The 12,577-nt window shown below is 38.5% G+C and carries 15 protein-coding genes; 14 read left to right on the top strand and 1 reads right to left on the bottom strand.

Annotation, left to right across the window (positions count from 1 at the left end):
• Nucleotides 1-103: 103 nt before the first annotated feature.
• The 4 genes from rsmG to IPU53_RS18055 all read left to right on the top strand — a co-directional run bounded on the left by rsmG (nucleotide 104) and on the right by IPU53_RS18055 (nucleotide 4,033).
• Nucleotides 104-820, top strand: coding sequence for a 16S rRNA (guanine(527)-N(7))-methyltransferase RsmG (rsmG, locus tag IPU53_RS18070; RefSeq protein ID WP_207452406.1), 717 nt, complete (start codon nucleotides 104-106; stop codon nucleotides 818-820).
• A 337-nt stretch (nucleotides 821-1,157) separates the two neighbouring features.
• Nucleotides 1,158-2,027, top strand: coding sequence for a nucleoid occlusion protein (noc, locus tag IPU53_RS18065; RefSeq protein ID WP_207452405.1), 870 nt, complete (start codon nucleotides 1,158-1,160; stop codon nucleotides 2,025-2,027).
• Between the two features lie 406 nt (nucleotides 2,028-2,433).
• Entirely contained in the window at nucleotides 2,434-3,195 is a 762-nt protein-coding gene (locus IPU53_RS18060; RefSeq protein ID WP_207452404.1) for a ParA family protein, read from the top strand.
• The gene (locus IPU53_RS18055) at nucleotides 3,188-4,033 is read left to right on the top strand and encodes a ParB/RepB/Spo0J family partition protein (protein WP_207452403.1); all 846 of its coding nucleotides are present in this window, start codon (nucleotides 3,188-3,190) and stop codon (nucleotides 4,031-4,033) included. The genes IPU53_RS18060 and IPU53_RS18055 overlap by 8 nt, the downstream gene beginning before the upstream one ends.
• 29 nt (nucleotides 4,034-4,062) lie before the next feature.
• On the opposite strand, the gene yyaC is transcribed toward IPU53_RS18055, so the two are convergent.
• Nucleotides 4,063-4,686: a spore protease YyaC gene (gene yyaC / locus IPU53_RS18050; protein WP_207452402.1), complete on the bottom strand. Its 624-nt coding sequence runs from the start codon at nucleotides 4,684-4,686 to the stop codon at nucleotides 4,063-4,065.
• A 262-nt stretch (nucleotides 4,687-4,948) separates the two neighbouring features.
• Between yyaC and IPU53_RS18045 the strand changes: the two genes are divergently transcribed.
• The 10 genes from IPU53_RS18045 (at nucleotide 4,949) to ssb (ending at nucleotide 12,536) form a co-directional block, all read left to right on the top strand.
• Entirely contained in the window at nucleotides 4,949-5,146 is a 198-nt protein-coding gene (locus tag IPU53_RS18045) for a DUF951 domain-containing protein (RefSeq protein WP_207452401.1), read from the top strand.
• A gap of 223 nt (nucleotides 5,147-5,369) precedes the next feature.
• The gene (gene ychF, locus IPU53_RS18040) at nucleotides 5,370-6,470 is read left to right on the top strand and encodes a redox-regulated ATPase YchF (RefSeq protein ID WP_207452400.1); all 1,101 of its coding nucleotides are present in this window, start codon (nucleotides 5,370-5,372) and stop codon (nucleotides 6,468-6,470) included.
• A gap of 1,029 nt (nucleotides 6,471-7,499) precedes the next feature.
• Nucleotides 7,500-7,799 (top strand): DUF2089 family protein, encoded by a 300-nt coding sequence (locus IPU53_RS18035; RefSeq protein WP_207452399.1) that lies wholly within the window; start codon nucleotides 7,500-7,502, stop codon nucleotides 7,797-7,799.
• Nucleotides 7,799-8,083 (top strand): hypothetical protein, encoded by a 285-nt coding sequence (locus tag IPU53_RS18030; protein WP_207452398.1) that lies wholly within the window; start codon nucleotides 7,799-7,801, stop codon nucleotides 8,081-8,083. The genes IPU53_RS18035 and IPU53_RS18030 overlap by 1 nt, the downstream gene beginning before the upstream one ends.
• A 97-nt stretch (nucleotides 8,084-8,180) precedes the next feature.
• Entirely contained in the window at nucleotides 8,181-9,098 is a 918-nt protein-coding gene (locus tag IPU53_RS18025; protein ID WP_207452397.1) for an ABC transporter ATP-binding protein, read from the top strand.
• Nucleotides 9,091-10,089, top strand: a complete 999-nt coding sequence (locus tag IPU53_RS18020; protein WP_207452396.1) for an ABC transporter permease — start codon at nucleotides 9,091-9,093, stop codon at nucleotides 10,087-10,089. The genes IPU53_RS18025 and IPU53_RS18020 overlap by 8 nt, the downstream gene beginning before the upstream one ends.
• Nucleotides 10,090-10,213: 124 nt before the next feature.
• On the top strand, nucleotides 10,214-10,537 hold the full coding sequence (locus IPU53_RS18015) for a DUF378 domain-containing protein (protein ID WP_207452395.1): 324 nt from the start codon (nucleotides 10,214-10,216) through the stop codon (nucleotides 10,535-10,537).
• Nucleotides 10,538-10,662: 125 nt separating this feature from the next.
• Complete coding sequence (locus tag IPU53_RS18010) at nucleotides 10,663-11,271, top strand: phosphatase PAP2 family protein (protein ID WP_207452394.1); 609 nt, start codon at nucleotides 10,663-10,665, stop codon at nucleotides 11,269-11,271.
• Between the two features lie 397 nt (nucleotides 11,272-11,668).
• Nucleotides 11,669-11,956 (top strand): 30S ribosomal protein S6, encoded by a 288-nt coding sequence (gene rpsF, locus IPU53_RS18005; RefSeq protein ID WP_207452393.1) that lies wholly within the window; start codon nucleotides 11,669-11,671, stop codon nucleotides 11,954-11,956.
• 61 nt (nucleotides 11,957-12,017) lie between these two features.
• Nucleotides 12,018-12,536, top strand: coding sequence for a single-stranded DNA-binding protein (ssb, locus tag IPU53_RS18000; RefSeq protein WP_207452392.1), 519 nt, complete (start codon nucleotides 12,018-12,020; stop codon nucleotides 12,534-12,536).
• The last annotated feature ends 41 nt before the right edge of the window (nucleotides 12,537-12,577 follow it).

Below are 12,577 nucleotides of genomic sequence, written 5' to 3'. Positions count from 1 at the left end.
TAACACATCAGGTGGTCAGTGCGTTCCAGCCTATATCTTGAAAGATAGGAAATAAATTTAATTAGTGTTAGGATCAGGCCTAATAGATAAGGAATGAATTGATATGAATGTGGATCAATTTGTCAGTATGTTGGCGTCAAAGGGGATTCAACTAAATTCCCTTCAGCTTAATCAATTCGAGCAATATTTTGAAATATTGGTTGAATGGAATGATAAAATGAATCTAACGGCGATCACAGATCGGGAGGAAGTTTACTTAAAGCATTTTTATGATTCGATTAGTGCCGCTTTCTTTATGGACTTTAAAGGGCCCATCCGTATTTGTGATGTAGGGGCAGGAGCTGGTTTTCCTAGTATTCCTTTAAAAATTTGTTTTCCCGAGCTGAACATTACGATTGTTGACTCTTTACAAAAAAGAATACGCTTTTTAGAGCATCTATCGGCAGAGCTACATTTGGAACATACATATTTCTATCATGATCGAGCTGAGACCTTTGCTCAAAATCAATCATTCCGTGCTCAATATGATATGGTAATGGCAAGAGCTGTAGCAAGGATGTCTGTGTTAAGCGAATTATGTTTGCCGCTTGTCAAACAAGGCGGGCGCTTTGTTGCAATGAAGGCAGCCAATGCGGAAGAGGAGCTCCAAGTGGCAGAAAAAGCGATTAAACAATTAGGGGGAAAAACAATCGCTATCCATTCATTTGAATTACCGATCGAAAAAAGTGAGCGGAGCATTATTGTGATTGATAAAATAAAAACCACACCAAAAAAGTACCCAAGGAAACCTGGAACTCCAAATAAAATGCCTTTAGAATAGGGGAAGAAAGCAGGAAATGTCCAAAAAAGATAGAATGATATGGTATAGTGACATTTATCTGGATTTAATTGAAAGTCAAATCCCGGGCTGATTCAGGCAGGTCACAAAGGTGTTGCGAACTAGTACAGGCAAAGCGACAGGACGTCGCCATACTAAGCCTGCCAATAGGAAATTGCGAAATTAATCTGTGCTCCTTATTAAGGAGGATTAAAGTCCGCTTTATGTGAGAAAAAAGCGTTCATAACAGCCCTTCAAAAGCTGCTAAGAAATAGACCCATACAGCCTTGGCTTATGGGGGATCAGCTGTAAGGGAGTTTCTATAAGGTGGTGTCGAAGGATGAAGCATCCTTTTTCTCGTTTGTTTGGTATGGGGGATAAAGAATTACCAATAGATAAAGAAGAGATGGACGAAGAAATAGAAGAAAAAGAAGAAGTACGAAATATCCCCACGATAAAAATTGTCCCAAATCGGTTTCAGCCGAGAACAATCTTTAATGAGGAAAAAATTGAAGAATTAGCAAGAACAATACGAACACATGGCATGATTCAACCGATTGTCGTCAGAGAGATAGAAGACGATCAGTTTGAAATTATTGCAGGAGAGCGGCGTTATCGAGCCATTCAGAGCCTTGAATGGGCAGAAGTGCCTGCCATTATAAAAAATTTAAATGATACAGAAACAGCCTCTGTTGCATTAATTGAAAATTTACAGCGTGAAGAATTGACACCCATTGAAGAGGCGATTGCCTATGGAAAGTTATTAGATATTCATAATTTAACACAAGAAGCATTAGCTCAACGCTTAGGAAAAGGACAATCCACTGTAGCAAATAAATTACGTTTATTAAAGCTGCCAGAAGAAATTCAAGAAGGCCTTTTACAGAAGAAAATCACGGAGCGGCATGCTCGAGCACTTATTCCACTGAAGGACGTCGAAAAACAGATCCAAGTTATGAATTTGGTGATCGAAAAAAATTTAAATGTAAAACAGACGGAAGAGCAAGTGGTAAAAATGCTCACACAAAAAGAGAAACCTAAAACAAGGCGAAAAGCAATTAGTAAAGATATGAGAATTGCGGTTAACACAATCCGTCAATCTCTTTCCATGGTCACAGATAGTGGCATCAATTTAGATTCAGAGGAAGAAGATTTTGACGAATACTATCAAATAACTATTAAAATCCCTAAAAAGGGTGCTAAAAAGTAAAGGGGACTTTCTTTTAGTGAAATCCTACTAAACTAAGGTAAACGGAGAAGCTAATAAGTTTCTCTTTTTTTTGATTTAGCGAAGTCATAAAAAAATTAGCTTGTTGCTAACTAGTTTATATGGCGGTCGGTATCCGGCTCCAGCGCCTAGCCCCTCGAGGCTCGCAGGATGTGAGTCCATCGGTGTTGCGCCAGGACGGCGCGAACTTAGCTGATGTTCCGCTTAATAACCTGAGCCAATAAAAAACGGACTTTTATTGGCTCAGAACATTTGCTTGTCGGGGCTAACCAGGCGCTTGCGCTTTTGTTCTTTTAAAACTTTTTTTCTTACAAAGAGTTTTTAGTAGAGTTTTTTGTTAAAATAGAATACATGAGTCAATTTTGAACGAAAAAGGCAGGTGAAATCGTTGGGAAAGATTATTTCCATAGCGAACCAAAAGGGAGGCGTCGGAAAAACGACCACCTCAGTTAATCTTGGTGCTTGTTTAGCCTATATAGGAAAAAAGGTTTTACTTATAGATATAGATCCACAAGGGAATGCAACCAGTGGTTCAGGAATTGATAAAGGGGATGTACAGCAATGTGTCTATGACGTGCTTGTTGATGATGTTGATATGAAGACGGTCATTAAGCAAACAGCTGTAGAAAGGTTATTTGCAGTCCCATCAACGATTCAATTAGCGGGAGCTGAAGTTGAATTAGTACCAACTATTTCAAGAGAGGTACGATTGAAAAGAGCAGTAGATCAAGTAAAGGATGAATATGATTATATTTTAATTGATTGTCCTCCATCCCTTGGATTACTCACATTAAATGCTTTAACAGCATCCGATTCAGTGATCATCCCTGTTCAATGTGAGTATTATGCTTTAGAAGGTTTGAGTCAGTTATTAAATACAGTCCGTTTAGTACAAAAGCATTTAAACAATGAATTGATGATTGAAGGCGTGTTGTTAACAATGTTGGATGCACGCACAAATCTAGGACTCCAGGTCATTCAAGAAGTGAAGAAGTATTTCCAAAATAAAGTATATCAAACCATTATTCCACGTAATATTCGGTTAAGTGAAGCACCGAGTCATGGAGAACCTATCATTCTATATGACCCAAAATCACGGGGAGCAGAGGTTTACTTAGATCTTGCAAAGGAAGTGGCTGAAAATGGCTAAAGGTCTTGGGAAAGGGATTAATGCTTTATTTACAAATGTAGAAGTTAATGAAGAGGAAACAGTACGAGAAATTGAATTAATGGAAATTAAGCCCAATCCTTATCAACCTAGAAAGGTATTTTCAGAAGAGGCAATTTCGGAATTAAAAGAATCGATCAAACAACATGGTGTATTACAACCGATTATTGTTCGTAAAAATATTAAGGGATATGAAATTGTTGTAGGGGAGCGCCGTTTTCGCGCTTCTAAAGCAGCAAAGCTAAAAACTATTCCGGCTGTTGTCAAAGAATTTACAGATCAGCAAATGATGGAATTGGCTGTACTTGAAAATTTACAAAGGGAAGATCTAACGCCCATTGAAGAGGCGCTCGCTTATCAAACCTTAATGGAAAAACTAGACTTTACACAAGAAGATTTGGCCAAAAGGTTAGGGAAAAGCCGCCCATATATTGCCAACCATATTCGCCTTTTAAGCTTGCCAGAAAATATTCAAAACCATATTGTGGAAGGGAAGCTTTCCATGGGACATGGGCGCACTTTATTAGGACTAAAAAGAAAAGAAAAAATTGAAGCAATTGCGGAAAAGACTGTAAAAGAGGGACTGAATGTAAGGCAGCTTGAGCAACTAGTTCAGCAAATCAACCAAAATGTTCCACGTGAAACAAAAAAGGAAAGACCCAAAAAGGATGTTTTCCTTGTTGAAAGTGAAAATAATTTACGGGAAAAGTTTGGAACAACCGTTACAATCAAGAGAAACAAGAAAAAGGGTAAAATTGAAATTGAATTTTTATCAGCAGAAGATTTAGAAAGAATTTTACATTTATTAGAAAAAAACTAATTAAAGGGGAGGAAAATAAAGCTAGTGAGTTATAATAAATTTTCCTCCGACATATCCCATTGACGGGATGACGAGCCTTTTTGCTCAGTATAGATCTGATCTGCCTGAATAATGGCTGAAGCCAGTTGTTTAGCCATATTCATGACTAAGTTAAGCCGTGTATTTTGTAGAACAAAGAATTCCATATAGCCACTGACATTAACAATGCCTGTCATATGCATATGACCAACATGAGGTAGCTCCTTCTTTACACCTGCACCAGGCTTAACAGGTCCCGCACCAACTTTAATCATTCCGATATTCTTCATTCTCCCTAAACAGGCGTCAATGCCAATTATAAAGGGATTGGTGTATTGAGTTTGAATAGCTTCCAACTTTTCCTGGAGGTTTACGGCATGGACCGGTTCATCCAATGTCCCATACACATGGAAATGGGTTAAGTTAGCTTCTTGAAGAAAACTGCCTGTTAAAGGGCCTAAAGAATCACCTGTTGAACGATCTGTCCCAATACATACAAGGATAATCGGGGAACGCTGATAAAGAGGAAGTAAATCTACCATCCCATCGGCAATAGATTTTGTAGACAGTGGATCTGTATGATGAATATGAATTTCCCTTTGTTTGGATATATGGAGGAAAGCTTCTTCTCTCATGCCGGTAGCTCCTTTTCCTTGGGATTGATTTGGTAATCAATGTAGGTGTGTCTAGCTACAGGCGGTAGGGGATCGAGCTGCACCTAGGAAGGGAACATTTACTTGTCGCCCCTAAACTACCGCCTTCCGCTTTTCGCAATCAGTACCATTATACGGAAGAGATATTCTTTCTATACATTGAAAGTGAAAAATCATAAGGAAGCTGTTCATTTCAATACACTTTTGCTAAAATATTATAAAATATTCATCAGGGGGAAAGAAATTGGAAAAAAAAGAATTCAATCTTCATGATGTAGTGGAAATGAAAAAGCAACATCCATGTGGCACCAACCGTTGGAAAATCATTCGGATGGGAATGGATATTCGCATAAAGTGTGAGGGATGTGGCCATAGTGTTATGCTGCCTCGACGCGAATTCATGAGAAAGATGAAAAAGATCGTAGAAAAGCATGAGGAATAGCCTCATGCTTTAGACTGTGAACAAACACATACCTACTGCGCTGTTTAGCTCGCTTGTCTGTCCTCTTGGTCGACGAGCGTTTTCACACAGCTTGGTCAATCATATAATGTATGATGAAATTGTTTTTTAAAAAAGGACTCTCTATAATGGTAATGAATGAAATAGTAAAGACAACCTTTATGGTAGTCGATAGAATGGACAAGTTAAAAGAGGAGTGACAACAATGGCCCTTACAGCAGGGATTGTAGGTTTACCGAATGTCGGGAAATCTACCTTATTTAATGCAATTACTAAGGCAGGGGCAGAAGCTGCCAATTACCCATTTTGTACAATTGATCCGAATGTTGGAATTGTAGAGGTTCCTGATATTCGTTTACAAAAATTAACAGAGCTTGTACAACCTAAAAAGACTGTACCTACTGCCTTTGAATTTACGGATATAGCTGGGATCGTGAAAGGTGCAAGTAAAGGCGAGGGACTTGGTAATAAGTTTCTCTCCCATATTCGTCAAGTTGATGCTATTTGCCATGTAGTTCGTTGCTTTGACAGTGAGGATATCACCCACGTATCAGGCAAAGTGGACCCAATTGACGATATAGAAACGATCAATCTTGAATTAATTCTTGCCGATTTAGAAACAGTTGACAAACGAATTGGTCGAGTGGAAAAATTGGCGAAACAAAAGGATAAAGAAGCCGTTATAGAATTTGCAGCTCTATCCAAATTAAAAGAGGCATTTGAAGCAGAGAAACCTGCTAGATCGATCGAGTTTACAGAGGAACAAATGAAACTTGTCAAAGGTCTTCATCTCTTGACAAGTAAGCCTGTTTTATATGTGGCCAATGTGAATGAGGATGATATTCAAGATCCTGAACATAATGAATATGTGCAGAAAGTAAAGGCGTTTGCGAAAGAAGATCAAGCAGAAGTGATTGTAATTTGTGCACAAATTGAAGAAGAGATGGCTGAACTAGATGACGATGAAAAAGCGATGTTCCTAGAAGAATTAGGAATTGATGAGTCAGGCCTTGATAAATTGATTCGTGCTACCTATAATCTTTTAGGTCTAGCTACTTACTTTACTGCTGGAGTTCAAGAAGTGCGCGCATGGACATTCAAAAAGGGAATGAAGGCTCCCCAATGTGCAGGAGTCATACATACCGACTTTGAAAGAGGGTTTATCCGTGCAGAAACAGTTTCCTACGAAGATTTATTAGCAGGGGGCTCTATGACAGCAGCGAGAGAAGCTGGAAAAGTAAGACTTGAGGGAAAAGAGTACCTCGTCAAAGACGGGGATGTTATTCATTTCCGATTTAATGTATAAGGGTATCCTAACGGGTACTCTTTTTTTATTGGGTAATCTTTGAGTCCATTTCATAATTTCTTTTGTAAAAAAGCCCCTGTTCAATATAAATGATAATATAGCCTTGTAAAATCGTTGCGCTTTCCGGGGGCGTGCAGTGAGCCTCCAGGGTGTGTCACAAAGAAGCGTCAGGACAGGCGCGTATTTAGTCTTTGATTTATAGCCTCTCAACCCGTTTTTGTGCGCATAGCCCCTCCTACGCACCAAATCTCCGTTAATGAAGCTGCATTTGTGCGCGTAGAACCTCCTACGCACCAAAATTCCGTTAATGAAGCTGCATTTGTGCGCGTAGAACCTCCTACGCACCAAAATTCCGTTAATGAAGCTGCATTTGTGCGCGTAGAACCTCCTACGCACCAAAATTCCGTTAATGAAGTTGCATTTGTGCACGTAGAACCTCCTACGCACCAAATCTCCGTTAATGAAGTTGCATTTGTGCACGTAGAACCATCTACGCACCAAATCTCCGTTAATGAAGCTGCATTTGTGCGCGTAGAACCTCCTACGCACCAAATTTCCGTTAATGAAGCTGCATTTGTGCACGTAGAACCATCTACGCACCAAATTTCCGTTAATGAAGCTGCATTTGTGCACGTAGAACCTCCTACGCACCAAATTTCCGTTAATGAAGCTGCATTTGTGCGCGTAGAACCTCCTACGCACCAAATCTCCGTTAATGAAGCTTCTTTTGTACGCGTAGCCCCCTTTTAGTTATAGGTCGCTATTGTGAGAGCTCACCTGTCACACTAATCACCAAGAGTTTGCGCCTTCCACTATAATCAACTAGTTCACCTTTTGAAATTTGACAATAAGAAATTAAACGTTCTTCATTTTTCAAATGAAAGGCGTTTTTTGCCTTTTATTAACCAGGTTATTTGCTTGTAACCAATAGTCAGATCCTCGATTTTTAATAAAAGTTAAACTAAACTTTAACTTTTATTATATTTATGTTAAAGTAAATTTATACATTGAGTGAGGAGAGGTGACTAAATGGATATTAAAGATGTGCCAAATTGGATCTTATCTTTAGATGAGGAGGATGTGGAATTCATTAAGAAATTTGTGATGAATTCAGGTTCTCTAAAAGAGATCGCAAAAATTTATGGAGTTTCTTATCCAACAGTGAGGATTAAATTGGATAGATTGATTGAAAAAATAAAATTAAATGATGCTACTGATAATGAGGATTTTATAAAATTCATTAAACAGCTATCGATTGATGATCGGATTAATTTGGAAGAAGCGAAATTAATTATAGAAAAATATAAAAAAGAAAAGGAACGCTTATAGTGGGGTGGCTTATTAATTCATTATTATCAATTTTAACATTGGTTGTTCAGCATTTTCTATCAACAAGAGAGAAGGCATTTTGGGGTGCAGTGTTACCAGTATGTTTTGTTGCCTTAATGATGTATCTGAGATTTGGAGGGGGAGTAGTTGGTGAGAAAGATTTTTGGTTTATCCTAACGTTAGGAACAGTTATTTTACTTTCAATTTGGACATCAGGTAGAGAAACTCTCAAAAAAAGTAGAAAAAGGGAACTAGATAAGATGAAGTCTCACGATTTGAAGTAATGGTTATGTTTCCTATAGTGACTAAATTTTATGTGAATTGAAACTTTAGCTGCCTCTTAAACGTATATGTAATGAACAGAAAGTGGGGAATCTGTATATGGCTGAAACAGCGATGGAATTAATCAATGTAGAGAAAACCATCGGAAAAAGGAAAATTATTAATAATCTTTCATTTACTGTCAACAAAGGAGAAGTGTTTGGTTTTCTTGGACCAAATGGTGCTGGTAAGACGACGACAATCCGCATGATCGTTGGTCTAATGAAGCTGTCGAAAGGGGACATTCGGATCTGTGGCAGCAGTATTAAGACTGATTTCAATGAAGCTGTGCGTCATGTTGGTGCGATTGTTGAAAATCCCGAACTTTATCAATTTATGAGTGGATTGCAGAATTTGCGTCATTTTGCCCGAATGATCCCTGGTATTACAGAAGAGCGCATATGGGAAGTCGTCAAATTGCTCGGTATGGAAAAGCCAATTAAGGAAAAAGTGGGGAGATATTCACTTGGTATGCGGCAACGACTTGGTATTGCTCAAGCTCTACTTCACAGACCTTCCATACTTATCCTTGATGAACCGACAAACGGACTTGATCCTGCCGGTATCCGTGAAATCCGTCAATATATTCGTAAGCTTGCTGAGGAAGAAGGGGTTGCCGTAATTATATCCAGCCACCTTTTATCTGAAATAGAACTCATGTGTGATCGGATCGGCATCATCAAAAATGGTGAATTGATTGCAACAGAATATGTACGTGACCATGAGGACCAACATCTCAAGCAAATCATGGTTGAATCTGAACCTACCAATGAAACACTTCAGGTGCTTAAAAGAGAATTTGAATTTGAGACAAGTACCAGAGATGGCCAAATCATCTTCAAATGTGAAAAATCGGATGTGCCTAATGTCGTTAAGACGCTCATTGCCAATGACATTCATGTCTACCAGGTCAACATATCCAACGACTCCCTGGAAGATAAATTCTTTAATTTGATTGGGGAGAACATCATTGAGTAGATTTTTCAGACTAGTATTTAACGAAGAATTCAAAGTATACATACGCAAGTCAACATGGATTATGTATATCTTTATGGCAGTTATCATTATTGGTTTAGGTGTGATGACAAAGACAGTTGGTGATCTTGAAGATAAATACCAACAAGATAACTGGCGTGAAGTAATGCAAGATGAAAATAAACAACTGGAAAAAGAAAACGAAGAATACCAGAAAAAACTTGAGGAAAATGAAGACGCCTTTATTGTCGGACCGGACATGAGCAGGGTGGCCAAGAATAACTATTACCTAGAAAATGACATTCAGCCGACCCAATACGGTGCTTGGCAATTTGTTAAGGACAATGAACTTCTTCTCTCGCTTGTTAGTCTATTTACAATTATTGTTGCAGCGGGAATTGTTGCACAGGAATTCAGATGGGGCACGATTAAGCTGCTATTAATCCGTCCTATTTCGCGTACGCAAATCCTGTTGTCTAAATATATATCGGTGTTATTGTTTGCGCTTTTGACATTACTATTCGTGTTTATTTTCTCATGGATTATTGGTGCGCTCATATTCGGGGTGGAAGGACTAAATCCCGAAATAATTGTTCCAACGGACATCTTTTCTGATAATCCCGATTTTACACATTTAAATGTTATTAAAGAGATTGCTTCCGGCTATGGTTTCAAAATCGTCAATCTAGTTATGATGGCGACCTTTGCATTCATGATTTCGGCGGTTTTCCGCAACGGAACATTGGCGATTGGAGTAGCCGTATTCCTTATGTTCACAGGTAACTCGATTGTCGCCTTCTTCTCTAAGTATAGTTGGTCTAAATACATTCTGTTTTCAAATACAAATTTGAAGCCTTATTTTGAAAATGGAGGATCGCCAATCGCAGAAGGAATGTCTCTAGGCTTTTCTATAACGATTTTGATTGTGTATTATGTCGTCTTTCTATTGTTATCATGGATATTCTTTGCCAAACGTGACGTTGCTGGACAATAATAAATTTCGTTTTGTCTAAGAAAAGTCAAGGAGATAATATCTATGTATAAAACCACCTCGCCAGACAAATAATAAACTGGAATCAAATAATTGATTCAATTTGGCATAAAAGAGGTGTGCTTACATGACAACGTTAAAGCGGATTGCGCTAGCATTAGTCATTATAGGAGCCATAAATTGGGGGCTAATTGGTTTATTCCAGTTTGATTTAGTCGCTGCGATCTTTGGTGGACAGGCTGCAGGTCTTTCCCGAATTGTCTATACTTTAGTTGGCCTTGCGGGACTTGGAAGTATTGTCTATTTCTTTGATGAAGATGCTGTAGAGGGGAATGAGTCAGCTTTTAGAAATACTGACTTTGCAACAGAATTTGCAGAAGAACCAGATGTCGATCGATTATATAATCCCTCTTTAGAAGCGTACGAAAACGAGGATGAAGAAGAATTTTAACAAAGACTCGGTGAGGATAAAACTCACCGAGTTTTTTTATGGAAAATGCCCAATGCCTTTTCTCACTATGGTATAATGGAAAATCAAAATGAGAAATTTCTTGATTATTAGAGAAGGGGAACAGCATGAATATCGATTATCAGTTGTTTAAATTAGTCAATCAGCTTGCTGGTCAAAGTCATTGGTTAGATCAGTTCATTATTTACTTTTCTAAATTTGGACCAATTCTTTTTGGACTCGTTTTTATCTTTCTATGGTTTGTACCAACAAAAAATAAAAATACAAATCGACAAATTGTTTTATTTGCTTTTACGATTGCGATTTTCACACTTGGCGTCAATAAAATAATTGAATGGATGTATTTTAGGCCACGACCATTTGTGAATCATGATGTGAATTTTTTAAGCGATAAATTAGAGACCGATCCTTCATTTCCAAGTAATCATTCAGGTGGTGCTTTTGCATTAGCGATTGCCTTGTTTTGGAGGCAGAAAAGGTGGGGGAGTATTCTGCTATTTATGGCTGTCTTTATGGCAATTTCCCGACTGTACATCGGTGTCCATTACCCAACAGATGTACTAGCAGGTGCAGTGATTGCTTTGCTTGTCACGATGATCATTATGTCCTTGAGTCGATATTTAGAACCTATTTTTAATTGGATCATTGGAATCTATAATCGAATTGAGGAAAAATTATTTGGGAAAAGGGACCATGAATTTACAATGAAAAAGTAAAATTAGTGAGTTATTATTCATTCAATGCTACATAAAATTCGAGTGAAGAACATGATCATGTTTCTTCATTCGGATTTTTTTATTGGTTGTGGCTGGGGATATTGCAACCTGTCCGCCATTGTGATAGAATAAATTATTGTGAGTAATGCAAATTGCTCCTTGCTCTTTATCATAGATTAGCTGCAGCGCTTAGCCCATCGAGGGCAAATAACCTTCCACCAATGAAGTCAAAAAACAGACTTCCTTGTTGAAAGAACATTTGCTTGACGGAGGACTACAGGACGTAGGTCAAAACGATGTTGCGACAGGCCGTCGTGTCTTTAGCCGTTTATCCTACCAAGACGCTTCCGCTTTTCAGATAAAAGAGCCGCATAGACCATAGGGAGGTGACTATACGATGAAAAAGTACGAAATTATGTACATTATCCGTCCGAATATTGAAGAAGAGGCTAAAAAGGCTCTTGTTGAGCGTTTTGATGGCGTTCTTACTTCAAATGGTGCGGAAATCATCGATTCAAAAGATTGGGGCAAGCGTCGTCTTGCATATGAGATTGAGGAGTTCCGTGAAGGACTTTACCACTTAATCCATGCAAATGCTAATCCTGAAGCTGTTCAGGAATTTGAACGACTTGCGAAGATCAACGGTGATATCATTCGCCATATTGTTGTTAAAGATGAAAAATAAAAATGTTTCACGTGGAACATTTATAAAAAAAGAGAAGTAAATCGGGAAGAGGTTGATTCTGATGATGAACCGAGTTGTCTTAGTAGGTCGTTTAACGAAGGATCCGGATTTGCGATATACTCCCAATGGAGTTGCCGTTGCAACATTTACTCTAGCTGTTAACCGTACTTTTACGAACCAACAAGGTGAGCGGGAAGCTGACTTTGTTCAATGCGTGACATGGCGTCGCCAAGCTGAAAATGCAGCTAATTTCTTGAAAAAGGGAAGCTTGGCTGGTGTAGACGGGCGAATTCAAACACGTAATTTTGAAGGACAAGATGGTAAACGCGTATATATCACTGAAGTTGTAGCAGACAATGTGCAATTTCTTGAACCTAAAAGTTCAACATCGGACCGGAGAGGGGATTTTGGTGGGAACCAATTTGGAGGAGATCAGGGAAACTCCAATTATTCTCATGGTTCAAATCAGGGTCAGCGCATTAACCAGAGTAACAACCAGAATTTTACTCGATCCAATGATGATCCGTTCTCAAATGATGGAGAACCTATCGATATTTCGGATGATGATCTACCGTTTTAGAGCTTGATTCGATGAAATGAAATACATTTAACTGCTTCTTT

The organism is Bacillus sp. SD088 (assembly GCF_017355205.1).
GTDB lineage: Bacteria > Bacillota > Bacilli > Bacillales > Bacillaceae_C > Lederbergia.
Note: the sequence above shows the minus strand (reverse complement) of the source record. Positions and strands in the feature narration are given on the sequence as shown.

Bases quoted from the DNA above. Each gene is read 5' to 3' on its own strand.
- rsmG (WP_207452406.1), top strand. From the start codon at position 104: ATGAATGTGGATCAATTTGTCAGTATGTTGGCGTCAAAGGGGATTCAA.
- noc (WP_207452405.1), top strand. From the start codon at position 1,158: ATGAAGCATCCTTTTTCTCGTTTGTTTGGTATGGGGGATAAAGAATTA.
- IPU53_RS18055 (WP_207452403.1), top strand. From the start codon at position 3,188: ATGGCTAAAGGTCTTGGGAAAGGGATTAATGCTTTATTTACAAATGTA.
- yyaC (WP_207452402.1), bottom strand. From the start codon at position 4,686: ATGAGAGAAGAAGCTTTCCTCCATATATCCAAACAAAGGGAAATTCAT.
- ychF (WP_207452400.1), top strand. From the start codon at position 5,370: ATGGCCCTTACAGCAGGGATTGTAGGTTTACCGAATGTCGGGAAATCT.
- IPU53_RS18035 (WP_207452399.1), top strand. From the start codon at position 7,500: ATGGATATTAAAGATGTGCCAAATTGGATCTTATCTTTAGATGAGGAG.
- IPU53_RS18025 (WP_207452397.1), top strand. From the start codon at position 8,181: ATGGCTGAAACAGCGATGGAATTAATCAATGTAGAGAAAACCATCGGA.
- IPU53_RS18015 (WP_207452395.1), top strand. From the start codon at position 10,214: ATGACAACGTTAAAGCGGATTGCGCTAGCATTAGTCATTATAGGAGCC.
- IPU53_RS18010 (WP_207452394.1), top strand. From the start codon at position 10,663: ATGAATATCGATTATCAGTTGTTTAAATTAGTCAATCAGCTTGCTGGT.
- rpsF (WP_207452393.1), top strand. From the start codon at position 11,669: ATGAAAAAGTACGAAATTATGTACATTATCCGTCCGAATATTGAAGAA.
- ssb (WP_207452392.1), top strand. From the start codon at position 12,018: ATGATGAACCGAGTTGTCTTAGTAGGTCGTTTAACGAAGGATCCGGAT.